Origin of the sequence: Streptomyces sp. NPDC058295, assembly GCF_042880655.1 — a bacterium.
Classification (GTDB): domain Bacteria; phylum Actinomycetota; class Actinomycetes; order Streptomycetales; family Streptomycetaceae; genus Streptomyces; species Streptomyces coriariae.
Genome location: NZ_JBHVYO010000009.1, coordinates 160,921 through 183,252 on the forward strand (window position 1 = coordinate 160,921; position 22,332 = coordinate 183,252).

The window sequence follows — 22,332 nt, forward strand, 5'->3', positions numbered from 1 at the left end:
GGCCCCCGTAGTGCGTGAGAGGGGCACCCCCGGTGCGGTGGGGGTGCCCCTTTCACGTGCCCCGAGGACTTCTCGGCCCGCCGCTCAGCCCGCCGCCGCTATGCGGCCCGCCGACTGTGCCGCCTTCTGCAGTTCCACGTCACGGCGGCGCCGCCGGGCGAGGGCCACCCGGCGTTCGGCGGCGGTGAGGCCGCCCCAGACGCCGTAGGGCTCGGGTTGGAGAAGCGCGTGTTCGCGGCACTCCACCATGACGGGACACCGCGCGCAGACCCGCTTCGCGGCTTCCTCGCGGGAGAGCCGGGCGGCCGTGGGCTCCTTGGAGGGGGCGAAGAACAGGCCTGCCTCGTCGCGCCGGCACACCGCCTCGGTATGCCAGGGGGCGTCTTGATCCCTGTCGCGCGCTGGTACCCGCTGGGCCGGAACAGCGGCGACCTGCACGGGCGAATGCGGCGGTTGCAGCACGGGTCTACTCCTGACGACGGCTTCGCGAGCGAGAGACGATGCAGCAAGGCCTACCCGCTGTGCGCGCGCCTATGCACTGAGTTCCCGACCACCGTGCCCGCAGCACCCTCGCGACGACCCCGCCATCACCCCGCGGCCACCTCGCCATCGCTTCGCCACGGCAGCGCGGGACCGCGCCACGGCATCGCGGCGAAGTTCACGACCGTCAACGGTCCAGGTGTCTGCGCAGACCCCTGTCGACCTTGTGCTGGACCCGGTCGAGAATGTCCGCGACGAGCTTGCCCCGCTTCGGCCGGCCCTCGATGTTGCCCAGTACCGCCCAGCCGTCGACGTAGACCACCGGGGCGTCGGGCTGGGGCGAATCGAGCGCGTACACCTCGAAGTTGCCCAGCACCGCGCCGCCGGTGCCGCGCAGCGAGACGTTCTCCGGGACGCGGACCTCGACGTTGCCGAAGACCGAGATCGCCTTGATCACGACCTGCTGGTACTCGAAGAGCGCCTCGGTGAGGTCGATCTCGACGGTGCCGAAGACCGCGTAGGCGTGGATACGGCGGCCCGCGCGCCAGCGGCCCCTGCGGACGGCGCTGCTGAAGATCGCGACCACGTTGTCGTCGGGGTCGGCGGGGATCGCTCCCGCGGTGGGTCGGCTGGGGGCGGCGGAGGGGGCCGTGCGCCGCTCGTGCGCGGCGGGCAGGTCCCGGACGAAGACCTCCAGCTCGCCGACCGTCCTGGCGGCCAGGACGCCCTCGACACGCTCCGCGTGCTCGTCGGCGGTCAGCCGGCCCTCCGCGAGAGCCTCGCGGAGCATGTCGGCGATACGGTCACGGTCGGCGTCCGAGGCGCGCAACTCCGCGGCCGGCGCGGGGGCGGCGGTCTGCTTGTGAAGGTCCACGAGAGCAGCGTACCGAAACACGATAGATCGCGATAGCCCCACCTCGGGGCGGGTGGCCGACGAACTGAGCCTTACCTCACAAGCTCGCCGGCGACGGCAGGTCCTACGCTGGTGAGCGCCCGCCGATGGAGGCGGGCCCGCTGTCTGTCGAGTGAGGAATGGGCGAGATGCCTGAGTTCGCGTACACCGATCTGCTTCCCATGGGAGAGGACACCACCCCCTACCGGCTGGTGACCGCCGAGGGTGTCTCCACCTTCGAGGCCGACGGGCGGACGTTCCTCAAGGTGGAGCCGGAGGCGCTGCGCAAGCTCGCCGCGGAGGCCATCCACGACATCCAGCACTACCTGCGCCCGGCCCACCTGGCGCAGCTGCGCCGCATCATCGACGACCCGGAGGCCTCCGGCAACGACAAGTTCGTCGCGCTGGACCTGCTGAAGAACGCGAACATCGCGGCCGCGGGCGTGCTCCCCATGTGCCAGGACACCGGCACGGCGATCGTGATGGGCAAGCGCGGGCAGAACGTGCTCACCGAGGGCGGCGACGAGGCGGCCCTGAGCCGCGGCATCTACGACGCCTATCTGAACCTCAACCTGCGCTACTCGCAGATGGCCCCGCTGACCATGTGGGACGAGAAGAACACCGGATCCAACCTCCCGGCCCAGATCGAGCTGTACGCGGCCGACGGCGGCGCGTACAAGTTCCTGTTCATGGCCAAGGGCGGCGGCTCGGCCAACAAGAGCTTCCTCTACCAGGAGACGAAGGCCGTCCTGAACGAGGCCTCCATGATGAAGTTCCTGGAGGAGAAGATCCGTTCGCTCGGTACGGCCGCCTGCCCGCCGTACCACCTGGCGATCGTCGTCGGCGGCACCTCGGCCGAGTACGCGCTGAAGACCGCGAAGTACGCCTCCGCGCACTACCTGGACGAGATCCCGGCCGAGGGTTCGCCGCTCGGGCACGGCTTCCGGGACAAGGAGCTCGAGGAGAAGGTCTTCGAGCTGACCCAGAAGATCGGCATCGGCGCCCAGTTCGGCGGCAAGTACTTCTGCCACGACGTACGGGTCGTCCGCCTCCCCCGGCACGGCGCCTCGTGCCCCGTCGCCATCGCCGTCTCCTGCTCCGCCGACCGGCAGGCCGTCGCGAAGATCACCGCCGAGGGCGTGTTCCTGGAGCAGCTCGAGACCGACCCGGCGCGCTTCCTGCCGGAGACCACGGAGGAGCACCTCGACGAGTCGTCGGACGTGGTCCGTATCGACCTCAACCAGCCGATGGACGACATCCTCGCCGAGCTGACCAAGTACCCGGTCAAGACCCGGCTGTCCCTCACCGGCCCGCTGGTCGTGGCCCGCGACATCGCGCACGCCAAGATCAAGGAACGTCTCGACGCGGGCGAGGAGATGCCGCAGTACCTGAAGGACCACCCGGTGTACTACGCGGGCCCGGCCAAGACCCCCGAGGGTTACGCGTCCGGCTCCTTCGGCCCGACGACGGCCGGCCGCATGGACTCCTACGTCGAGCAGTTCCAGGCCGCCGGCGGCTCCAAGGTCATGCTCGCCAAGGGCAACCGCAGCAAGCAGGTCACGGACGCGTGCGGCACGCACGGCGGCTTCTACCTCGGCTCCATCGGCGGTCCGGCCGCCCGGCTCGCCCAGGACTGCATCAAGAAGGTCGAGGTCGTCGAGTACGAGGAGCTCGGCATGGAAGCCGTTTGGAAGATCGAGGTCGAGGACTTCCCCGCCTTCGTCGTCGTCGACGACAAGGGCAACGACTTCTTCCAGGATCCCGCGCCGGCCCCGACGTTCACGTCGATTCCGGTACGGGGCCCGGGCCTGGCCTGACACCCGCGGCAGCCGGCGGCCCGAAGCGGCCCCCGGCAACCGACCGACGGACGGAGTCCGGCACGGCCGGCCGAAGCCTGGGAGGCCCCCCGGGGCCGAGCAGTGCGAGGACGGCCATCGGGAACAGTGCCAAGGGCAACGACTTCTTCCAGGACCCCGCGCCGGCCCCGACGTTCACGTCGATTCCGGTACGGGGCCCGGGCCTGGCCTGACGCCCGCGGCAGCCGGCGGCCCGAAGCGGCCCCCGGCAACCGACCGACGGACGGAGTCCGGCACGGCCGGCCGGGTCCGGTGTGACGCGTGTGATCCTGTGACGGACGCCCGCCCCTGATTGACGCAGGGGCGGGCGTCGTCGTCAGGTCAGGGCCCGGTCAGCCGGCGCAGATGGTGAAGTCGACCGTGTCGCCCGGCTTGATGGTCTTCGGGGCGTGCGGGGTCACCTCGAGCACCGAGGTCGGCTTGCAGCCCTTGACGGCCTTCTTGGTGACGGTGCCGAGCTTCGTCTGCGTCTTTTCGAGCAACGGCTTGGCCATGTCCAGGCTGAGGCCCGCGAGGGGGAGCCGCGTGGTCGTACCGTCCGCGAAGAGGTAGAGCAGGGTGGTGGCGTCGTCGTTCTTGGTGTCCGTGCTGGTCGCCGCCGGGGTCGTCGAACTCCCGCCGCCCGCCACCGAGGTGGCCAGGGCCGTGCCCCCGCCGCCCAGGATGAGCGCGGCGGCGACGGCGGCGATGCCGGCGGTCCGCCGGCGCCGGGTGCGCCGCTCGATGCGGGGGGCGTCGAAGTCGGGGGTCTCGGCGGAGTCCGCGAAACGGTTCATGGCGTTCATCAGTTCCTCTTCGAATGGTGTGCGGGCGGAAGGCCGTCCATCGCCGTACGAGGTCATCGGATTCCTTCCGTGTGCCGCCGCGGTGAAGGGTCGGAGAGCGCGGGGAACTGACTTCTGAGTTTCTCGATGCCCCGGGCCAGCTGGGAGCGGACCGTGCTCGGCGTGATGCCGAGGTCGGCCGCTATCTCGCTGTCCGAGAGGTCGTCGAAGTATCGCAGCACCACCACTGTCCGCATCCGCATGGGCAGTTGCTGCAACGCGCGCACCAACTGGTCCCTGCTGTCGACCTGCCCGTACTCGTCCCCCGGGGCGACGGTGTCGCCGCCTTCGGGGTGATGGGTCGTGGTCAGTCGGCGGAATCTCCGCCAGCGGTCATTGGCCAGGTTCACCATGATCCGCCGGACGTAGGCGTCCGGAGCGTCCTTCGCTGCGATGACGCGCCACCTGCGGCAGGACTTCTCCAGGGTCTCCTGGACCAGGTCCTCCGCCGCCTCACGGTTTCCCGTGAGGACCAGTGCGCCCCGGAACAACGCGGTCGACCGGGCGGCCACGAAATCCTGGAAGTCCGTCTCCACACGCTCCTCCCTTCCTGTCACCCCTCCTCGACGCGAGCGCGCCCCCGTCTGCTGCACGGCGCCGACGAGACCTGGGTCACACGCCGGACGCCATCCGGACGGCCCAGCACGCGGAACATCCCGGCCGCCCCGATCGCTGTACCGGACATGAGCGAATACCGGATCGAGCACGACTCCATGGGTGAGGTACGCGTCCCGGCGGAAGCCAAGTGGCGGGCCCAGACACAGCGCGCCGTCGAGAACTTCCCCGTCTCGGGACAGCGCATCGAGCGTGCGCACATCGAGGCGCTGGCGCGGATCAAGGGAGCCGCGGCGAAGGTGAACGCGCGGCTCGGGGTGGTCGACAAGGACATCGCCGACGCCATCCAGGAGGCGGCCGCGGAGGTCGCCGAGGGCCGGTGGGACGAGCACTTCCCGGTGGACGTGTTCCAGACCGGGTCCGGGACCTCGTCCAACATGAACACCAACGAGGTGGTCGCCACGCTCGCCACCGAGCGGCTGGGCCGGGCCGTGCACCCCAACGACCACGTCAACGCCTCCCAGTCCTCCAACGACGTCTTCCCCTCGTCCCTCCACATCGCGGCCACCGCCGCCGTCACCCGTGATCTGATCCCCGCCCTGGAGCATCTGGCGGAGGCCCTGGAGCGCAAGTCCGCGGAGTTCGCCGACGTGGTGAAGGCGGGGCGGACGCATCTGATGGACGCCACGCCCGTGACGCTGGGCCAGGAGTTCGGCGGGTACGCCGCCCAGGTGCGGTACGGCGTGGAGCGGCTCGAGGCCTCGCTCCCCCGGCTGGCCGAGCTGCCGCTGGGCGGCACCGCGGTCGGCACCGGCATCAACACGCCGCCCGGCTTCTCCGCGGCCGTCATCGAGGAGGTGGTCCGTGCCACCGGGCTGCCGTTGACCGAGGCGCGCGACCACTTCGAGGCGCAGGGCGCGCGGGACGGGGTCGTCGAGACCAGCGGGCAGCTGCGGACCATCGCCGTGGGCCTCACGAAGATCGCCAACGATCTGCGGTGGATGGCTTCGGGGCCACGCACGGGACTCGCCGAGATCAGCCTGCCCGACCTCCAGCCCGGCTCCTCGATCATGCCCGGCAAGGTCAACCCGGTGATCCCGGAGGCCGTGCTGATGGTGGCCGCCCAGGTCGTCGGGAACGACGCGACCGTGGCCACGGCGGGCGCGGCGGGCAACTTCGAGCTCAACGTCATGCTGCCGGTGATCGCCAAGAACGTGCTGGAGTCGATCCGGCTGCTCGCCAACGTGTCCCGGCTGCTGGCCGACCGGACCGTCGACGGGATCGTCGCGCACCGCGAACGCGCCCGGGAGTACGCCGAGTCCTCGCCGTCCGTGGTCACGCCGCTGAACAAGTACATCGGGTACGAGGAGGCCGCGAAGGTGGCCAAGAAGGCGCTGGCGGAGCGGCGGACGATCCGCCAGGTGGTGCTGGACGGCGGGTACGTGGAGCGCGGCGATCTGACGGTCGAACAGCTCGACGAGGCGCTGGATGTCCTGCGGATGACGCACCCGTAAACCCTGGTGCGCTTTCGCGCCCCCGGCGCGAGAACCGTGACGCGCGCCGCAGCGTCGTATGCCCATGGCACCTAATATCTGTGCATGGCAGACGGTGAAGCGGTGAGACGCGTGGGAACTGGTGGTGCGGCGGCCTTCTGGGAGCCCGGGAGCCGGATTCTGTGGCGCTACCGGGAGAACGGCGGGGTGAACTTCCACATCGCCCGCCCGGTGACCGTCGTGCGGGACGACGAGGAGCTGCTCGCCGTCTGGCTGGCCCCGGGCACCCAGTGCGTCAAGCCGGTGCTCGCGGACGGCACCCCGCCGCACCAGGAGCCGCTGCGCACCCGGTACACCAAGCCGCGTACCGTTGCCCGGGGACGCTGGCTCGGCACCGGGGTGCTGAAGGTGGCCCGGCCCGGCGAGCCGTGGTCGGTGTGGCTGTTCTGGGACCAGGGCTGGCAGTTCAAGAACTGGTACGTCAACCTGGAGACACCGCTGGCCCGTTGGGACGGCGGTGTGGACTCCGAGGACCATTTCCTGGACATCTGCGTCTATCCGGACCGCAGTTGGGGTCTGCGCGACGAGGACGAGTTCGCGCAGGCCCAGCAGGACGGACTGATGGACCGGGCGGTCGCCGAACAGGTGAGGGAGGCGGGCAGCAGGGCGGTGGAGGTGATCCGCGCGTGGGGGCCTCCGTTCAGCGAGGGCTGGCAGCACTGGCGCCCGGATCCGTCCTGGGCCGTACCGTTGCTGCCGGAGGACTGGGACCGTACGCCCGCGCACATGTCCACATGAGACCCTTGATGCGCCCCCGGGCAACAAACGTAGGATCGTCCTCCGCAAGGCACGCTGGCAGTAACTCCCGGAGCAGACGCCGGGCCTGACCGAACGTCACCGAGGGGCGGCAGCACGTGAGCGAGGGGTACGAGGGCAACACCGGCGGGACGCTCGACGTCGGCCCCCAGGGCCGCGCGCGGTCCACCGATGGCACAGGAACAACCTCTGACCACGCGGGAATTCCGTTCCGGGGGCACGTATTCCGGGTATCGGATTTCCTGCGGGACCAACTGCGCGCGCGGCGCGCAGCCCCGGACGGACGGATTCGACACGCGTGACGGAGCAGCCCACCTCCTACGAACGCCCCCAGGGCGTCGACCCCACGGACCCCCGTGGGGCACTGCTGCATACCCAGGCACCGGCGCCGGGCCAGTCCGCCTTACCGCCCGACACTTCGGGTACGACGACGCCGCGCGGCAAGGGCGGAAAGGGTGGCATGGGCGGCCAGGGAGCCACGGGAATGGATGCGGCCGGTTCGGAGGCCGGTTCCGGCACCGAGCACTCCCAGCCGTCGGCGTCCGACGAGGCGATGGGGACCCCTCCCGCGCGGGCCAAGCCGAGCGTGGGTGACCACCGGCCGCGCCCCGCTCCCGAGTCCATCCCGGCCCAGCCGGGCACCGACGCGCGCCCGGAGCGAGGTGCGGACGGGCAGGACCGGCGCGCCGGAGGGGTACTGACGCCCGGCCGGCCCACGCCGATGCGACGGGACGGGGACCGGCTGCGCTTCGTGGGCGCCGCGACCCGGCGGATCGCCCGCGGCCTGGACCTCGACGAGATCGTGATGGGGCTGTGCCGGGCCACCGTGCCGACCTTCTCGGACGCGATCCTCGTCTATCTGCGCGATCCGCTGCCCGTGGGCGACGAGCGGCCCGCCGCGGACCGCATCATGCTGCGGCTGCGGCGCACCGACCGCATTCCGGAGGAACGGGACACCGAGACCGGCTTCGCGGCGCTCGCCCTGCCGCCCCCGGAACCGGGCGAGCTGACCGCCGAGCTGTCGGCCGCGGTCGGCGAGCTGTGCGAGGTGCGGCCCGGCGGTGCGCTCGCGGAGGTGCTGCGCGGGGTGCGTCCGGTGTTCGCCGACCATCCGGCCGCACGCGCCGCGCTGCCCGAACTGCTGGGCGAGGACAGCACCTTGGCCATCCCGAGCGGTCAGCGGGCCGTCCTGGCCCCGCTACGGGGCCGCCGCCGGGTGATCGGCGCCGCGGTGTTCCTGCGCCGCCCGGAACGCATCCCGTTCGAGAACGACGATCTGCTGGTGGCCGCCCAGCTCGCCACGCACAGCGCCCTGGGAATCGACAAGGCGGTGCTGTACGACCGTGAGGCGTACATCGCCGACGAGCTGCAGCGCACGATGCTGCCGGAGACCCTGCCGCGCCCCACGGGCGTGCGGCTCGCCTCCCGGTACCTGCCCGCGGCCGAGACCGCGCGGGTCGGCGGCGACTGGTACGACGCCATCCCGCTGCCGGGCAGCCGGGTGGCGCTGGTGGTGGGCGACGTCATGGGGCACTCCATGACGTCGGCGGCCATCATGGGGCAGCTGCGGACCACGGCCCAGACCCTCGCCGGTCTCGACCTGCCGCCGGAGGAGGTCCTGCACCATCTCGACGAGCAGGCCCAGCGGCTGGGCACCGACCGCATGGCGACCTGCCTGTACGCGGTCTACGACCCGGTCTCGCACCGCATCACCATCGCCAACGCGGGCCATCCCCCGCCCATCCTGCTGCACCTGGGCGGCCGGGCCGAGGTGCTGCGGGTGCCGCCGGGCGCGCCGATCGGCGTGGGCGGGGTCGACTTCGAGGCGGTGGAACTGGACGCCCCGGCCGGCGCGACGCTGCTGCTGTACACCGACGGCCTGGTCGAGTCCCGGCTGCGGGACGTGGCGACCGGCATAGAGCAGCTGCGGGAGAAGCTCGCCGCGACCGCCCAGCTGACCGGCCCCGATCATCCGCCGCCGCTCGAGGCCCTGTGCGACGAGGTGCTCGACATGCTCGGCCCGGGCGACCGGGACGACGACATCGCGCTGCTCGCCGCCCGGTTCGACGGGATCGCGCCGAGCGACGTGGCGTACTGGTTCCTCGAACCGGAGGACGCGGCTCCCGGCCGGGCCCGTCGGCTGGCCCGGCGGGCGCTCTCCCGCTGGGGGATGGAGGACATGACCGACTCCGTCGAGCTGCTGGTCAGCGAAGTGGTGACCAACGCGGTGCGGTACGCCACGCGGCCGGTGACCCTGCGGTTGCTGCGGACCGATGTGCTGCGCTGCGAGGTCGGCGACGACGTGCCGCAGCTGCCTCGGCTGCGGCAGGCCCGCGCGACCGACGAGGGTGGCCGCGGCCTGTATCTGGTGAACCGGCTGGCCCGGCGGTGGGGGGCCACCCGGCTCAGCACCGGCAAGGTGGTCTGGTTCGAGTTGAACCGGAGCTGAGGCGAACGCGGCAGGCACGCGGAGGGGGCGTCCGGAGATTTCCGGGCGCCCCCTCCGCTGTTGCTGCCGCCGGTGGCCGCTACTGGCCGAAGAGCGGGTCCTCCGGATCCTCCGACCCGGTCGACGGATCGTCCGTGCTCGGTTCCGACGAGGTGTCACCCGTCGGTGTGCTGGACGGTGACGAACTCGGCTTCGACGACGTGGACGGGGACGAACTCGTCGACGGAGAGGAGGACGGGGACGAGCTCGTCGACGGGGACGAGGACGGGGACGTACTCGCGGACGGCGAGGTGGTCGGGGACGGCGACGCGGTCTGCACCGCCGCGCCCTGGTCGGTGTCCAGGTCGAACTTGGTGACCTTGGTGGAGACGCCGAAGGTGTACGCCGCCCAGATCTGCGCCGGGAAGCCACCACCGTTGACGCGGCCCGCGTCCGAGGTCAGGCCGTTCGTCGCACCGGTCAGCGGGACCTGGGGGTGCGGGGCCTTCGCGGACTCGCCGAAGAGACCGACCGAGGTGACCAGGTCCGGGGTGTAGCCGGTGAACCAGGCCGACTTGTTGTTGTCGGAGGTGCCCGTCTTGCCCGCGACCTTCTGGCCCTTGCGCAGCGGGTTGTCCCGTACCGACTTCTTCGCCGTACCGTCGTCGACCACGCCGGTCAGCACCGAGGTGACCGAGTCGGCGGCCTCGCGGCTGATGACCTGCTCCCCGATGGGGTCGGTGGGCTTGAACGTCGGGTGGGCGCTGTTCTCCGCCGACTTGATGAGCGCCGGGGTGACCTGCTTGCCGTGGTTGTCGAGGGTGGCGTAGACGCCGGCCATCTGGAGGGGGCTCGCGCCCATGGTGCCCAGGGTCTGGGCGGGCACGGCCTTGAGGTCGGCGGTGTCCATGCCGAGGTTGGCCGCGACCTTCAGCACCTCGGGCATGCCGACGTCGACGCCCATCTGCGCGAAGACAGAGTTGATGGACTTGTTGAGCGCCGTCTGAACGGTGACGTCGCCGTAGTCCTGGTCGTCCTCGTTCTCCGGGGCGAAGCCGATGTCACTGCCGACGACCGGGCGCTTGCTGGTGCCGTCGTAGATCGTGTTGGCGGTGATCTCGTCGCCGTCCTGCGTCTTGGCGGCCTCGTCGAAGGCCGCGGCGAGGATGACCGGCTTGAAGGTCGAGGCGGGCTGGTAGTCCGTGCGGGTGGCGTTGTTGGTGTAGTGGTCGGTGTAGCTGGTACCGCCGTACATCGCCTCGACGGCGCCCGTCTTCGGGTTCACCGACACCGCGCCGGCCTGGACGTCGCCGTCGACCGGGCGCTTCTTCTTGTCCAGCTTGCTGGTCAGCTGTTCCTTGACCGACGTCTCCAGCGCCTTCTGCTTCTTCTTGTCGATGTTGAGCTCGATGTTCCAGCCGCCGCGCCTGACCAGGGCCATGCCCGACTCGTAGTCGTCCGCGACGCCCTGGGCCACCAGCTGCTTGGCCAGTTCGGTGTTGGCCGCGTCGACGAGGTAGCCGATCTGGCCCTCCTTGCCGGGCGCCGCCTTGGGCTCCTTGGGCACCGGGAACGTCATGGCGTCGCGCTTGCTCTTGTCCAGCCAGTCCTGCCCGACCATGTTGTCGAGGACGTAGTTCCAGCGGGCCGTGACCAGCTTCTTGCCGGTGTCGGAGGCGGAGGTCCAGTCGTACTGGCTGGGCGCCTGGAGCAGCGCCGCTAGGTAGGCGCCCTGCTGGACGGTGAGCTTCTCGGCGTCGACGCGGTAGTAGGCCTGGGCGGCCGCCTGGATGCCGTAGGCGCCGCGACCGTAGTAGCTGGTGTTGATGTAACCGGCCAGGATGTAGTCCTTGTCCTTCTCCCGGTCCAGCTTGAGGGAGATGACCAGTTCCTTCAGCTTGCGCGTGACGGTCTGTTCCTGGGTCAGGTAGTAGTTCTTGACGTACTGCTGGGTGATCGTCGAACCGCCCTGCGCGCCCTTGCCCATGAGGGTGTTGAGGACACCGCGGGTGGTGCCCTTCAGGTCGACGCCGGCGTCGGTGTAGAAGGACTTGTTCTCGGCGGCGACGAAGGTGTGCTGGACCTCTTTGGGGATCTTCGAGAGTTCGACGTTCTCCCGGTTGACCTCGCCGTCGCGGGCGAGGATCGCGCCGTTGTCGTACTCGTAGACGTTGCTCTGGAGGTCGGCGTCGGGGTTGCCCTCGGGGATCGGCGTGCTCATGTACAGCCAGAGGAAGGCGCCGATGACGGCCACCACCAGGCCGAGGAAGGTGCCCAGGATCTTCTTCCAGGTGAAGAGCCGGCGTATGAGGCTCTTGTCCTTCTTGCCGGCCTTGCCCTTGGCGCCCTTGCCGCTCTTCTTCGCGCCCCGGCGGGCGGCCGCGCGGCCGCCGGTCACGGGAGGGGTTTCGGGCTCCGCCTCGGCGGTCGCCACGGACTCCGCCCTCGTGGGCGCCGTCGTCGTGTCCGTCTCCGTCGAGCGGCCCCTGGGTGCCGCGCGGCGCCCACCGCGCTGTCGAGCTCGTCTCTCGTCCGCTCGTCCCATGAGTCCGCTCGCTCCGCTTCCTACTCGGCAGTCACACCAGTGCCCGGGGGCAGGGGCAGGTCAGCTCAGAAAGCTAACACCGCTGTCTATGACGAAGGGGTCTCGGTCCGGTCCGCACGGGGCGTGAGAATCAGCACCCCGCGCGAGGGAACCGCCCGGACGTCCCCACCGAGTCCGACGTACGAGAGTGGCACAGGGTTGCCACGAGACGCTAAAGTGATATCACTTAGATAGGCCGCTGATTACTGAATCAGGCGGCGACGAGAAACGGGGACCCACCATGTCCACTCACGACCCCTCGGCCACCACCGAAGCGGCCGTCGACACCGTCGACGTACCCGAGATGCCCGCCCCGCGCGTGAAGGAGTTCCCCGCGCACAGCGTGGCCGGCGGACTCGCCCTGCTGCTCGGCCTGGTCGGACTGCTGGCCGGCGCCGGGATGGTCGCCTTCGGCACCCAGGTGGACGCGACCGGCCTCAAGGCGGCGCTGATCACCGTCGGCATCCTGGTCGGGGTCTCCGCGTTCCTCGCGATGTGCGGGCTGAACACGGTGTCGCCGGGCGAGGCCCGCGTGGTGCAGCTCTTCGGCCGCTACCGGGGCACCATCCGCGAGGACGGACTGCGCTGGGTGAACCCCTTCACCTCCCGCGAGAAGATCTCCACCCGGGTCCGCAACCACGAGACGGCCGTCCTGAAGGTCAACGACGCCTACGGCAACCCGATCGAACTCGCCGCGGTCGTGGTGTGGAACGTGCGGGACACCGCGCAGGCCAGCTTCGAGGTGGACGACTTCCTGGAGTTCGTCGCCACCCAGACCGAGGCGGCCGTCCGGCACATCGCCATCGAGTACCCCTACGACTCGCACGACGAGGACGGTCTCTCGCTGCGCGGCAACGCGGAGGAGATCACCGAGAAGCTGGCCGTTGAGCTCCACGCGCGCGTGGAGGCGGCCGGCGTCCGGATCATCGAGTCCCGCTTCACCCACCTCGCGTACGCTCCCGAGATCGCCTCGGCGATGCTCCAGCGGCAGCAGGCCGGCGCCGTGGTCGCCGCGCGCCGGGAGATCGTGGACGGGGCCGTGGGAATGGTCGAGGCCGCGCTCCAGCGCATCGCCGAACAGGGCATCGTGGAGCTGGACGACGAGCGGAAGGCGGCGATGGTGTCCAACCTGATGGTGGTGCTGTGCGGGGACCGTGCGCCCCAGCCGGTACTGAACACCGGGACCCTCTACCAGTGAGTGATGCAGCCGGGGGTCCGACCCCTCAGCGTCGGCCGCAGCAGCGCAAGCAGGTGCTGCTGCGGCTGGATCCGCTGGTCCACGACGCGCTGGCCCGGTGGGCCTCGGACGAACTGCGGTCGGCGAACGCGCAGATCGAGTTCCTGCTGCGCAAGGCGCTGAAGGAGGCCGGGCGCCTGCCCGGCGACACCGGCCCCCTCCCGCGTCGCGGCCGGCCCCCCGGCGGCTCGCCCCCCACACCCCCGCCGACCTGAACGACTGCGCGCCCGCCCCCGAGGCGGACGCCGGGCTCGAGGCCGCCGTAGGGCCTGTGGCAGAACAGTGACAATCGGCCCTCACCTGCGCACTCCCACGCCCCGCCGTCACCCGCACACAGGACGTATACACACCGGGTATACACCGCATGTACAGTCCTCCCCATGTCCATCGGTCACACCCTCCTGGGACTCCTGGAGTCCGGGCCCCGCCACGGTTACGACCTCAAGCGGGCCTTCGACGAGAAGTTCGGTCACGACCGGCCGCTGCACTACGGCCAGGTCTACTCGACGATGTCGCGTCTGCTGAAGCACGGGCTCGTCGAGGTCGACGGCATCGAGGCCGGCGGCGGCCCCGAGCGCAAGCGGTACGCGATCACCGACGCCGGGATCACCGACGTCGAGCAGTGGCTCGCGACGCCCGAGAAGCCCGAGCCGTATCTCCAGTCGACGCTGTACACCAAGGTCGTCCTCGCGCTGCTGACGCACCGCGACGCGGCCGACATCCTCGACACCCAGCGTGCCGAGCACCTGCGCAGCATGCGCATCCTCACGGACCGCAAGCGCTCCGGCGCCTTCGCCGACCAGCTGATCTGTGACCACGCCCTGTTCCACCTCGAGGCCGACCTGCGCTGGCTGGAGCTCGCCGCCGCCCGGCTCGACAAACTGAAGGCCGCGGTGATCGCGTGAACGCCCCCGGGGGATCCCTGCTCACCGCCGAGAACCTGCACAAGGCGTACGGGCCGACGATGGCGCTGGCCGGCGCCGAGTTCTCCATCCACCCCGGCGAGGTCGTCGCGGTGATGGGCCCGTCCGGGTCCGGCAAGTCGACGCTGCTGCACTGCCTCGCCGGGATCGTGACGCCCGACTCGGGTTCGATCATGTACGACGGCCGTGAGCTGGCGACGATGAGCGACGCCCGGCGCAGCGAACTGCGCCGCTCCGAGTTCGGCTTCGTGTTCCAGTTCGGGCAGCTCGTGCCGGAACTGACCTGCGTGGAGAACGTGGCGCTGCCGCTGCGGCTGAACGGCACCGCGCGCAAGCAGGCCGAGCGCACCGCGCTGGGCTGGATGGAACGGCTGGAGGTCGACGACCTCGCCAAGAAGCGGCCCGGTGAGGTGTCCGGCGGCCAGGGACAGCGGGTGGCCGTGGCGCGCTCGCTGGTCACCAGCCCGCGCGTGGTGTTCGCCGACGAGCCGACCGGCGCGCTGGACTCGCTCAACGGCGAACGCGTGATGGAACTGCTCACCGAGGCCGCCCGGTCGGCCAGCACGGCCGTCGTCCTCGTCACGCACGAGGCCCGGGTGGCGGCCTACTCCGACCGCGAGATCGTCGTACGGGACGGGAAGTCGCGGGACATGGAGCGGGTCATATGAGTCTGCGCCAGTGGTCCAGGGACCTGGGCCTGGGGGTCCGGTTCGCCTTCGCCGGCGGCCGGGAGGGCTGGATACGGGCCGTGCTGACCGCGGTCGGCGTCGGGCTCGGCGTGGCGGTCCTGCTGCTGACGACGGCGGTGCCGAGCGCGCTGTCGGTGCGCCACGACCGGGAACAGTCGCGGCTGGACTGGCCGTTCGGCAGCGAGCAGCCGGCCAAGGGCGACGACACCCTGCTGATCGCGCAGGCCGACACGACGTTCCGTGACAAGGACGTACGCGGCCGGCTGGTGGAGCCGGAAGGAGCGCGCGCCCCGCTGCCGCCCGGCCTGAGCCGGTTCCCGGCCGAGGGCGACATGGTGGTCTCACCCGCTCTGAAGAAGCTGCTCGCCGCCGACGGTTCGGCGCTGCTGCGGGAACGTCTCCCGTACCGCGTGACCGGGACCATCGGGGAGAGCGGGCTGGTCGGCTCCCAGGAACTCGCCTACTACTCGGGCTCCACCGAGCTCGCCACGCACATGGAGGGCTACGGGGCGACCCGGCTGAAGGAGTTCGGGAACCCGGACCCTTCGAAGGAGGAGACCGACCCGGTACTGCTCCTGCTGGTACTCGTCATCATCGTGGTGCTGCTGATGCCGGTGGCCGTGTTCATCGCCGCGGCCGTGCGGTTCGGCGGTGAGCGGCGCGACCGCAGGCTCGCTGCCCTCCGGCTGATCGGTTCGGACGGCCGGATGACCCGGCGTATCGCGGCCGGCGAGGCGATGGCCGGGGCGCTGCTGGGCCTGGTCCTCGGCACGGTGTTCTTCCTCATCGGCCGCCAGGTGGCGGGCTCGGTCGAGGTGATGGGCATCAGCGTCTGGCCCAGCTACCTCGACCCCTCCCCCGCGCTGGCCGCGCTGGTCGCCCTCGCGGTGCCGGCCGCGGCGGTCCTGGTCACCCTCTTCGCCCTGCGCGGTGTGGTGATCGAGCCGCTCGGCGTGGTGCGCACGGCGAAGCCCGCACGACGCCGGCTGTGGTGGCGGCTGCTGCTGCCCCTGGGCGGCTTCGCGATGCTCTACCCGATGGTCGGCCAGGGCCAGACCAACGGCGACTTCAACCAGTACCTGGTGAGCGGCGGCGTCGTCCTGATCCTCGTCGGTATCACCGCGCTGCTGCCGTGGCTCGTGGAGACGGTCGTCAGCCGGCTCGGCTCCGGTGGCGTGGCCTGGCAACTGGCCGTACGACGCCTTCAGTTGAGCAGCGGTACGGCGGCCCGGATGGTCAACGGCATCGCGGTGGCGGTGGCCGGCGCGATCGCGCTCCAGATGCTGTTCGCCGGCGTGGACGGCGCCTACACCGAGGCCACCGGCCAGGACCTCACCCGGGCGCAGATGCAGGTCCGGGTGCCGGACGGCGCCCCGCTGGCGGCGACCGCCGAGAAGTTCGCCGACACCAAGGCCGTCAGCAAGGTCACCGCCCTGTGGGAGGGCTACCTGGGCGACTCCTCCTGGAGCAGCGAGAACGGCCCGAACCTCTCCACCGAGCTGACCGTGGGCGACTGTCCGGCCCTGCGCGAGGTGGCGAAACTGCCCTCGTGCAAGGACGGCGACATGTTCGTCCTCGACGGCGACGAGTACTCCGCCGACGGGCCACAGATGAACAAGCCCGGCAAGAAGCTGTACATCGAACCGACCGGCTCCGGGGAGAGCCAGGAGGTCGTCTGGACCGTCCCCGCGGGCATCACCGAGGCCCACTCGGTCAAGGGCCTCACCGACTACAAGCGCGGCGGCTTCCTGATGACACCGAGCGCGCTGCCCGACGCCGCCGAGAAGCTGGTCAACGGTGAGATCTACCTGTCGATCGACGAGTCCGTGCCCGACGCCTACGAGTACGCCCGCAACACGGCGTTCCACGTGGCTCCGCTGGCCGATCCGATGATGTGGTCGTCCACTCGGCAGGACACGAAGTTCACCACCATCCGCACCGGTCTGCTCGTCGGCTCGGCCTGTGTGCTGCTGCTGATCGGGGCGAGCCTGCTGGTCTCCCAGCTGGAGCAGCTGCGCGAGCGCCGCAAGCTGCTGTCGTCGCTGGTCGCCTTCGGCACCCGGCGGCGCACGCTGGGCCTGTCGGTGCTGTGGCAGACGGCGATCCCGATCGGGCTGGGCCTGCTGCTGGCCATGGGGGTGGGGCTCGTACTGGGCGCGATCCTGCTGAAGATGACGGACACGCCGGTGGGCGTGGACTGGGCGAGCGTGCTCGCGATGACCGGCTGCGGCGCGGCCGTCGTCCTGCTGGTGACGCTGCTGAGCCTGCCCCCGCTGCTCAAACTGCTGCGGCCGGACGGCCTGCGCACCGAATGAGCGCGGTGAGCGCCGTGAACGCGGTGAGCACGCGCTGAACAGACGGTCCCTCCCCGCCCGGGGAGGGACCGTTCCGCGTTCAGAGCTGGTACTCCCGCACCACCCTGCGCACCTGGGCGAACAGCATGCCGACGTTGACGGACTTGCGGCAGACGACCACCGCGACGACGTCCTGCTGCTCGGTCATCCGCACGAACAGGTGAGTGAGGTTCTCACTGTTGACGAGGATCTCCTGGAAGAAGTGGTTCTCGCTCTGGACCCCGCGCCGCTCCTTGAAGACGTCCTCGATCATCACGACCGTACGGCCCTGGAACAGGTCGAGCGTCGCCCCCGCCAGCAGGTCCAGGACCTCGGGCGGATGGTTGTCGACGGTCTCGTAGGAGAGCAGCATGCCGGTGGACATGTCGACGACGCCGGAGGCGAGGCAGTCGGGGGCATCCGTGCGCAGTGACTTGACCAGGCCCATCACCTGGTCGGAGAAACCTGGGGTCATACGTTTCGTCGCCATCCCTTCAGACTCCTTCGGCGGTCTTCACGGTCGTCTCGGTCCGGTCGGTCAGGATCAGATCGATGCGGCGCAGGGCGGGTTGGGTCGCCCGGTGCAGACGCTCCACGTCCATGCCCTCGTCCCCGAGTACGACCATCAGCGCGGTGTCGCCGACCGCGTAGAACGCGGCGCAGCCGTGGCTGCCGTAGGCCACCGTGCGGTGCAGGGCGCCGCGGGCGGTCGCCTGCGCGGTGCGGCGGGCGAGGCCGAGGCCGGCCGCGGCGAGGGCCGCGAGTCCCTCCGGGTCGATGGAGTCGGCGGTGTCGGCGGCTATGAGCAGCCCGTCCGCCGCCGCCAGCGCCGTGTCGGTGATACCGGTCACCTGCTCCCGCAGGCCGCGCATCTCCCGCGCGAGGGCTGTGTGGTCCATGAGTGCAACTCCCCTAATCCTGATCGCATATGACCGTCTTCTTCGTGGGGGTCTACGTGGGGCTTACGTGGGGGCCTACGTGGGGTTTTCCACGTGCGGTTTCCGCGTCGGGTTTCTGCGTCGGTTTTCTGCGTGCGGTTTCTGCCTGTTTCCTGCGTGGGGCTGTCATTTCGCCGCGGGGTTCCGCAGGCGGAAGAACTCCTTCCAGCCGGTACCCGTGCCGGTGCCGCTCGGTTCTGTCGTGAGGGCTTCGTTGATGCCGCTGGCGCCGGGACGGCGGCGCGGCAGGGCCGTCGCCTCCGGCACCGGCACCGGCTGCTGCTGCCGGGGCGGGGCCGGTTCGCGGGGGCGTATGCCGTGCCCGTCGGGCGGCAGCCGGACCGGGATCGGCCGGGGTGCTTCCACGCACTCCAGGAGCCCCTCGCCCAGCATCCGGGCCACCTCGACGGTCACGGTGTAGACCCCGCGCCCGGTACGGAAGGCGAGGTCCCGGGAGGTGCACCGGCCGTCGGCGTGGGCGAGCAGCTCGCGCTGGAGCGCACCGAGCCGGCCGGCCGCGTAGGACAGGGAGGCGGGAACGGGCCGCTCCCGGTCCGGGCGCACCGGGTACGGCTGCTCCAGGAGCGCGCCGAGCTTGCGGGACGCCACCTGGAGCAACCGGGTGGGCGGTTCGCCCACGGCGACCGGGGCGGGCGGTGCCCCGGTCGCCGGGCCGCGCTCGCAGCCGTCGACGCTGCCCGCGACGACCGCGAACACGGCGTCCTGGAGAGCCATCGCGCAGACCACCCGGAGCTGGGCGGCCCCCGCGTAGCCGTGGGCGATCAGCCCGGCGGCCGGCCAGCGCGCGCCGCCCGACTCACGCACCAGCCCGGCCCACTCCTCGCCGCCGATCCGGCCGGAGCGCAGCAGCAGCGCCTCGGGTGCGGGGGCGCCCGGCGACTCGACCGCGACGACCAGCCCGCCGTGCAGATGGAAGGTGCCGCCGGGTGAGCCGAGGACGCGCAGTTCCCCGGTGAAGCCGTCCCGGCCGCACGCGGCAAGGTCGCGTGCCAGCAGCTGGTAGCCCGACATCACTCCCCTTGAACCTCTCGCACATACGCCTGACGCGTAGCGCTGAGGAGGGAATGTGTATCAGTCCGTACGCATATTCCAGCGAGGGATTTCCGACCTGCCCTCAGCTGACGGAAGTTGCTCCGTCGATGGACTCAATTCGCTTTGTTCGGAGTCCATTTGACCGATTGAAAGACTGCGGTCGATCCCTCAGGGAGCCTTGTCCGCGGGCGTCCCGGGCGTCTCGGGCCCCGCCGAGCCCGCCGCAGGAGCCGCCGGGGAGCCCGTCGGGGCCGCCACCGGTGCCACCCCCGCCGCTGTCGCTCCCCTCGGCCGTGGTGCGTGCCGCAGGGCCTGTTCGCGGGAGTAGGTGTGCAGATAGCCCACCACCGTGTTGGTGACGGCCACCAGGGGCACCGCCACGATCGCGCCGCCGATGCCCGCCACCATGCCGCCCGCGGCGACCGACAGGACCACCGCCAGCGGGTGGACGCGTACCGCGCGGCCGAGGATGAACGGCTGGAGGATGTGGCCCTCGATCTGCTGCACGGCCAGCACGACCGCCAGGGTCATCACCGCGGTGAACACGCCCTGGGTGACCAGCGCGACCACGACCGCCAGCGCGCCGGAGGCGACCGCGCCGACGAGCGGGATGAACGAGAACAGGAAGATGAAGACGGCGAGCGGGACGGCCATCGGCACATCGAGGAAGTAGATGCCGAGGCCGATGAAGATCGCGTCGATCAACGCGACTATCACCGTGCCGCGCACGTACGCCGTGAGAGTCGCCCAGGCCCGCGGACCCGCGCCCGCCACGCCCGGCCGGGCCGCCGCCGGGACCAACTTGAGGGTCCACTCCCAGATGCGCTTGCCGTCGTACAGCAGGAAGAGCGTCGAGAAGAACGCCAGGAGGATGCCGGTCAGCGCCTCGACGACGACGGTGACGCCCTCCAGGCCGGCCGAGGTGATCGAGTCCGTGTTGTCGCCGATGGCGTCCCGCAGGTTCTTGGCGATGCCGTTGATCTGCTTGTCGGTGACGTGGAAGGGGCTGTTGAGCAGCCAGCGGCGCAGATCGTCGATGCCGTCCTGGACCTGGTCGGAGAGGTTGTCGATGTTCGCCATGACCTGCCAGGTCACGAACCAGCCCATCAGCCCGATGACGACGAACCCGAGGATCGCCGTCAGCGCGGTGGCCGCGCCGCCGGGCACTCCGGCCCGCTTCAGCCGGGCCACGGTGGGCTGGAGGAGCGCGGTCAGGAGCAGCGCGACCACGAAGGACATGACGACCAGCTGGATCGCGCTGATGGCCTTCATCAGCACCCAGACGGTCCCGGCGAGCACCAGCAGCCGCCAGCCCGCCTCGGCGGCGACCCGGACCCCCCACGGCACGGCCTGGGCGGGGTCGGGACGCGGGGCGGAGGGCACGAGCTCCTCCGGGTAGGCGTCGGCGGCCGGTACGGCGGTGTCGGGCGGTGTCGGCTCCGGTTCGGCGGCGCTCTCCCGCCGCTCCCGCTCGACCTCGGCACGCCGTTCGTCGAGCCGCTCACCCATCTCGCTCAGTCCGGCACCGAGCCTGCCGAGCCATCCTGGAACTCGCGACATGATCCGTCCTCTTCCCCCGTCTTCCCCCACCACTCCCCCTGGAGTCGTCGGCCCCGGCCGTACCGACCGTACAGGGCGAAAGCCCCTCCCCCTAGGACGGGGAGGGGCTGCGCGGGGTTGAGCGACCGAGGGTCGCCGCGGCTCAGTACGAGCCGTTGGCCAGCCAGTAGTCCCAGGCGTCGCAGGGACTGCCGTAGCGGTCGTTCATGTAGTTCAGGCCCCACTTGATCTGGGTGGCCGGGTTGGTCCGCCAGTCGGCGCCGGCGGACGACATCTTCGAGCCGGGATAGGCCTGGACGAGACCGTAGGCGCCCGACGAGGGGTTGACCGCCTGGTAGTTCCAGGTGGACTCGTGGTCCACGATGTTGCTGAAGCACTGGAACTGGCCGCTGGGCACCATCTGGCGGGCGATGGCCTGGACCTCGGCGACGGTGTACGAGGCCTGCTGCGGGAAGCTGCCGGCCGAGGAGGTCGAGGCGACCTCGGTGGTGGCCTTGGTCTCCGCGGCCTCGGCCGCCTTCTCCTTGGCCTCCTGGGCCGCCTTCTCCTTGGCCAGGGCCGCCTTCTGCTTGGCGACCGCGTCCTTGGCCGCCTGCTTACGGGCGGATTCCTCCGCCGTCTTCTTGGCGGTGGTGTCCGCGGCGATGGCCTGGACGTCGGCCTGCTGGGTCAGCGAGGCCGTCTGTACCTGGGCCTGCTGCCCTACGGGTAAGTCCGCGAGGAGGGTCGATTCGCCCGCCGTCGCCTCGGCGTCGTCGTTGGGCTGGGCCGTGCTGCCCTGGGCGACTCCCATGACAGCGCCGACAGTGGTGACCGCGGTGGCCGAGGCCACGGCGAATCCCCGGGCCGATATCCGGTTCACGCGGTTTCCTTCTGTTGTGCCGTCGGGTGGAGAACTGCACGACCAGGGCCGCGTGGACTCAGTACCAGTGGTTGGCCTGCCAGAACGACCACGCCTCACAGGGGCTGCCGTAACGGCTGTCCATGTAGTTCAGGCCCCACTTGATCTGGGTGGCCGGGTTGGTCTGCCAGTCGGAACCGGCGGACGCGTACTTGCCGGCGGGCAGGGCCTGGAAGAGTCCGTAGGCGCCGGAGGAGGCGTTCACGGCGTGGTAGTTCCAGCTGGACTCGTGGTCCACGATGTTGCTGAAGCACTGGAACTGGCCGCTGGGCACCATCTGGGCCGCCATCGCCTGGATCTGCGCGATGGAGTAGGAGCTCTGGATCGGGAAGTCGCCCGAGCTGCGGCTGGCCTTGGTCTTGGCCTCCGCGCGGTCCTTGGCAGCCTTTTCGGCGGCCTCCTTCTTCGCGATCGCCGACTTGGCGGCGGCCTTGCGGGCCGACTCCTCGGCGTCCTTCTTCGCACCCTCGTCCGCGGCGATGGCCTGTACGTTGGCCTGCTGCGTGAGGGACGCCGTCTGCACCTGGGCCTGCTGGCCCACGGGTATATCGGCGAGGAGCGTCGCGTCGCTGGCCGTCGCTTCAGCGTCGTTGGGCTGCGCGACGCTGCCCGAGGCAACGCCGACGACGCTTCCGACAGCGGTGACCGCCGTGGCCGAGGCCACTGCGAATCCCCGGACCGAGATCCGGCTCACACGGTTTTCCTTCCAGCGTCGCCCGCTTCGGTGACCCTGGCGGACGCAATCGTGCCCTTGTCGCTGGTCTCCGAAC

The 22,332-nt window shown here is 70.8% G+C and carries 20 protein-coding genes; 9 read left to right on the top strand and 11 right to left on the bottom strand.

Translation table 11 applies throughout. The annotated features are described in order from the left end of the window. Positions 1 to 84: 84 nt before the first annotated feature. Together ACFVYS_RS12330 and ACFVYS_RS12335 are read right to left on the bottom strand one after the other, a co-directional pair. Positions 85 to 462: a WhiB family transcriptional regulator gene (locus ACFVYS_RS12330; protein WP_389501319.1), complete on the bottom strand. Its 378-nt coding sequence runs from the start codon at positions 460 to 462 to the stop codon at positions 85 to 87. 205 nt (positions 463 to 667) lie between these two features. Further along, a complete protein-coding gene (locus ACFVYS_RS12335) occupies positions 668 to 1,354 on the bottom strand; it encodes a DUF1707 domain-containing protein (protein ID WP_389501321.1) in 687 nt (228 codons plus the stop codon). Positions 1,355 to 1,521: 167 nt separating this feature from the next. On the opposite strand from ACFVYS_RS12335, the gene ACFVYS_RS12340 reads away from it, so the two are divergent. Next, positions 1,522 to 3,189 (top strand): fumarate hydratase, encoded by a 1,668-nt coding sequence (locus tag ACFVYS_RS12340; protein ID WP_389501323.1) that lies wholly within the window; start codon positions 1,522 to 1,524, stop codon positions 3,187 to 3,189. A 371-nt stretch (positions 3,190 to 3,560) separates the two neighbouring features. Here ACFVYS_RS12340 and ACFVYS_RS12345 read toward each other — a convergent pair whose 3' ends face one another. Both ACFVYS_RS12345 and ACFVYS_RS12350 read right to left on the bottom strand, forming a co-directional pair. Further along, positions 3,561 to 4,013 (bottom strand): hypothetical protein, encoded by a 453-nt coding sequence (locus tag ACFVYS_RS12345; RefSeq protein ID WP_389501325.1) that lies wholly within the window; start codon positions 4,011 to 4,013, stop codon positions 3,561 to 3,563. Positions 4,014 to 4,066: 53 nt separating this feature from the next. Next, the gene (locus ACFVYS_RS12350; RefSeq protein WP_389501327.1) at positions 4,067 to 4,588 is read right to left on the bottom strand and encodes a SigE family RNA polymerase sigma factor; all 522 of its coding nucleotides are present in this window, start codon (positions 4,586 to 4,588) and stop codon (positions 4,067 to 4,069) included. A gap of 147 nt (positions 4,589 to 4,735) precedes the next feature. Here ACFVYS_RS12350 and ACFVYS_RS12355 point away from each other — a divergent pair, with 147 nt between their 5' ends. The 3 genes from ACFVYS_RS12355 (at position 4,736) to ACFVYS_RS12365 (ending at position 9,365) form a co-directional block, all read left to right on the top strand. Further along, positions 4,736 to 6,121: a class II fumarate hydratase gene (locus tag ACFVYS_RS12355; protein ID WP_389501329.1), complete on the top strand. Its 1,386-nt coding sequence runs from the start codon at positions 4,736 to 4,738 to the stop codon at positions 6,119 to 6,121. 84 nt (positions 6,122 to 6,205) lie between these two features. Further along, positions 6,206 to 6,898 carry a DUF402 domain-containing protein gene (locus ACFVYS_RS12360; protein ID WP_037734821.1) on the top strand — a complete coding sequence of 231 codons (693 nt, stop codon included), beginning with the start codon at positions 6,206 to 6,208 and terminating at the stop codon, positions 6,896 to 6,898. A gap of 316 nt (positions 6,899 to 7,214) precedes the next feature. Then, a complete protein-coding gene (locus ACFVYS_RS12365) occupies positions 7,215 to 9,365 on the top strand; it encodes a SpoIIE family protein phosphatase (protein WP_389501331.1) in 2,151 nt (716 codons plus the stop codon). Between the two features lie 79 nt (positions 9,366 to 9,444). Here the strand turns inward: ACFVYS_RS12365 and ACFVYS_RS12370 are convergent, their stop codons facing one another. Next, the gene (locus ACFVYS_RS12370) at positions 9,445 to 11,889 is read right to left on the bottom strand and encodes a transglycosylase domain-containing protein (protein ID WP_389501333.1); all 2,445 of its coding nucleotides are present in this window, start codon (positions 11,887 to 11,889) and stop codon (positions 9,445 to 9,447) included. 280 nt (positions 11,890 to 12,169) lie between these two features. On the opposite strand from ACFVYS_RS12370, the gene ACFVYS_RS12375 reads away from it, so the two are divergent. From ACFVYS_RS12375 to ACFVYS_RS12395, 5 genes are all read left to right on the top strand, one after another. Further along, positions 12,170 to 13,126 (top strand): SPFH domain-containing protein, encoded by a 957-nt coding sequence (locus tag ACFVYS_RS12375; RefSeq protein ID WP_389501335.1) that lies wholly within the window; start codon positions 12,170 to 12,172, stop codon positions 13,124 to 13,126. Next, positions 13,123 to 13,380 (top strand): hypothetical protein, encoded by a 258-nt coding sequence (locus ACFVYS_RS12380; RefSeq protein WP_389501337.1) that lies wholly within the window; start codon positions 13,123 to 13,125, stop codon positions 13,378 to 13,380. The genes ACFVYS_RS12375 and ACFVYS_RS12380 overlap by 4 nt, the downstream gene beginning before the upstream one ends. Positions 13,381 to 13,545: 165 nt before the next feature. Continuing rightward, a complete protein-coding gene (locus ACFVYS_RS12385; RefSeq protein WP_389501339.1) occupies positions 13,546 to 14,070 on the top strand; it encodes a PadR family transcriptional regulator in 525 nt (174 codons plus the stop codon). After that, positions 14,067 to 14,756, top strand: a complete 690-nt coding sequence (locus ACFVYS_RS12390; protein WP_389501341.1) for an ABC transporter ATP-binding protein — start codon at positions 14,067 to 14,069, stop codon at positions 14,754 to 14,756. Before ACFVYS_RS12385 ends, ACFVYS_RS12390 begins: the two co-directional genes overlap by 4 nt. Beyond that, positions 14,753 to 17,092 carry an ABC transporter permease gene (locus ACFVYS_RS12395; RefSeq protein WP_389501343.1) on the top strand — a complete coding sequence of 780 codons (2,340 nt, stop codon included), beginning with the start codon at positions 14,753 to 14,755 and terminating at the stop codon, positions 17,090 to 17,092. Before ACFVYS_RS12390 ends, ACFVYS_RS12395 begins: the two co-directional genes overlap by 4 nt. A 79-nt stretch (positions 17,093 to 17,171) precedes the next feature. On the opposite strand, the gene ACFVYS_RS12400 is transcribed toward ACFVYS_RS12395, so the two are convergent. The 6 genes from ACFVYS_RS12400 to ACFVYS_RS12425 all read right to left on the bottom strand — a co-directional run bounded on the left by ACFVYS_RS12400 (position 17,172) and on the right by ACFVYS_RS12425 (position 22,256). After that, the gene (locus ACFVYS_RS12400; RefSeq protein ID WP_389501345.1) at positions 17,172 to 17,600 is read right to left on the bottom strand and encodes a hypothetical protein; all 429 of its coding nucleotides are present in this window, start codon (positions 17,598 to 17,600) and stop codon (positions 17,172 to 17,174) included. 4 nt (positions 17,601 to 17,604) lie between these two features. Next, on the bottom strand, positions 17,605 to 18,009 hold the full coding sequence (locus tag ACFVYS_RS12405; protein ID WP_389501346.1) for a roadblock/LC7 domain-containing protein: 405 nt from the start codon (positions 18,007 to 18,009) through the stop codon (positions 17,605 to 17,607). Between the two features lie 165 nt (positions 18,010 to 18,174). Next, the gene (locus ACFVYS_RS12410; RefSeq protein ID WP_389501348.1) at positions 18,175 to 19,080 is read right to left on the bottom strand and encodes a MarR family transcriptional regulator; all 906 of its coding nucleotides are present in this window, start codon (positions 19,078 to 19,080) and stop codon (positions 18,175 to 18,177) included. A 189-nt stretch (positions 19,081 to 19,269) separates the two neighbouring features. Then, positions 19,270 to 20,661: an AI-2E family transporter gene (locus tag ACFVYS_RS12415; protein ID WP_389501350.1), complete on the bottom strand. Its 1,392-nt coding sequence runs from the start codon at positions 20,659 to 20,661 to the stop codon at positions 19,270 to 19,272. 142 nt (positions 20,662 to 20,803) lie between these two features. Further along, positions 20,804 to 21,523 carry a transglycosylase SLT domain-containing protein gene (locus ACFVYS_RS12420; RefSeq protein ID WP_389501352.1) on the bottom strand — a complete coding sequence of 240 codons (720 nt, stop codon included), beginning with the start codon at positions 21,521 to 21,523 and terminating at the stop codon, positions 20,804 to 20,806. Between the two features lie 58 nt (positions 21,524 to 21,581). Then, positions 21,582 to 22,256: a transglycosylase SLT domain-containing protein gene (locus tag ACFVYS_RS12425; protein WP_385562102.1), complete on the bottom strand. Its 675-nt coding sequence runs from the start codon at positions 22,254 to 22,256 to the stop codon at positions 21,582 to 21,584. Positions 22,257 to 22,332: the final 76 nt, after the last annotated feature.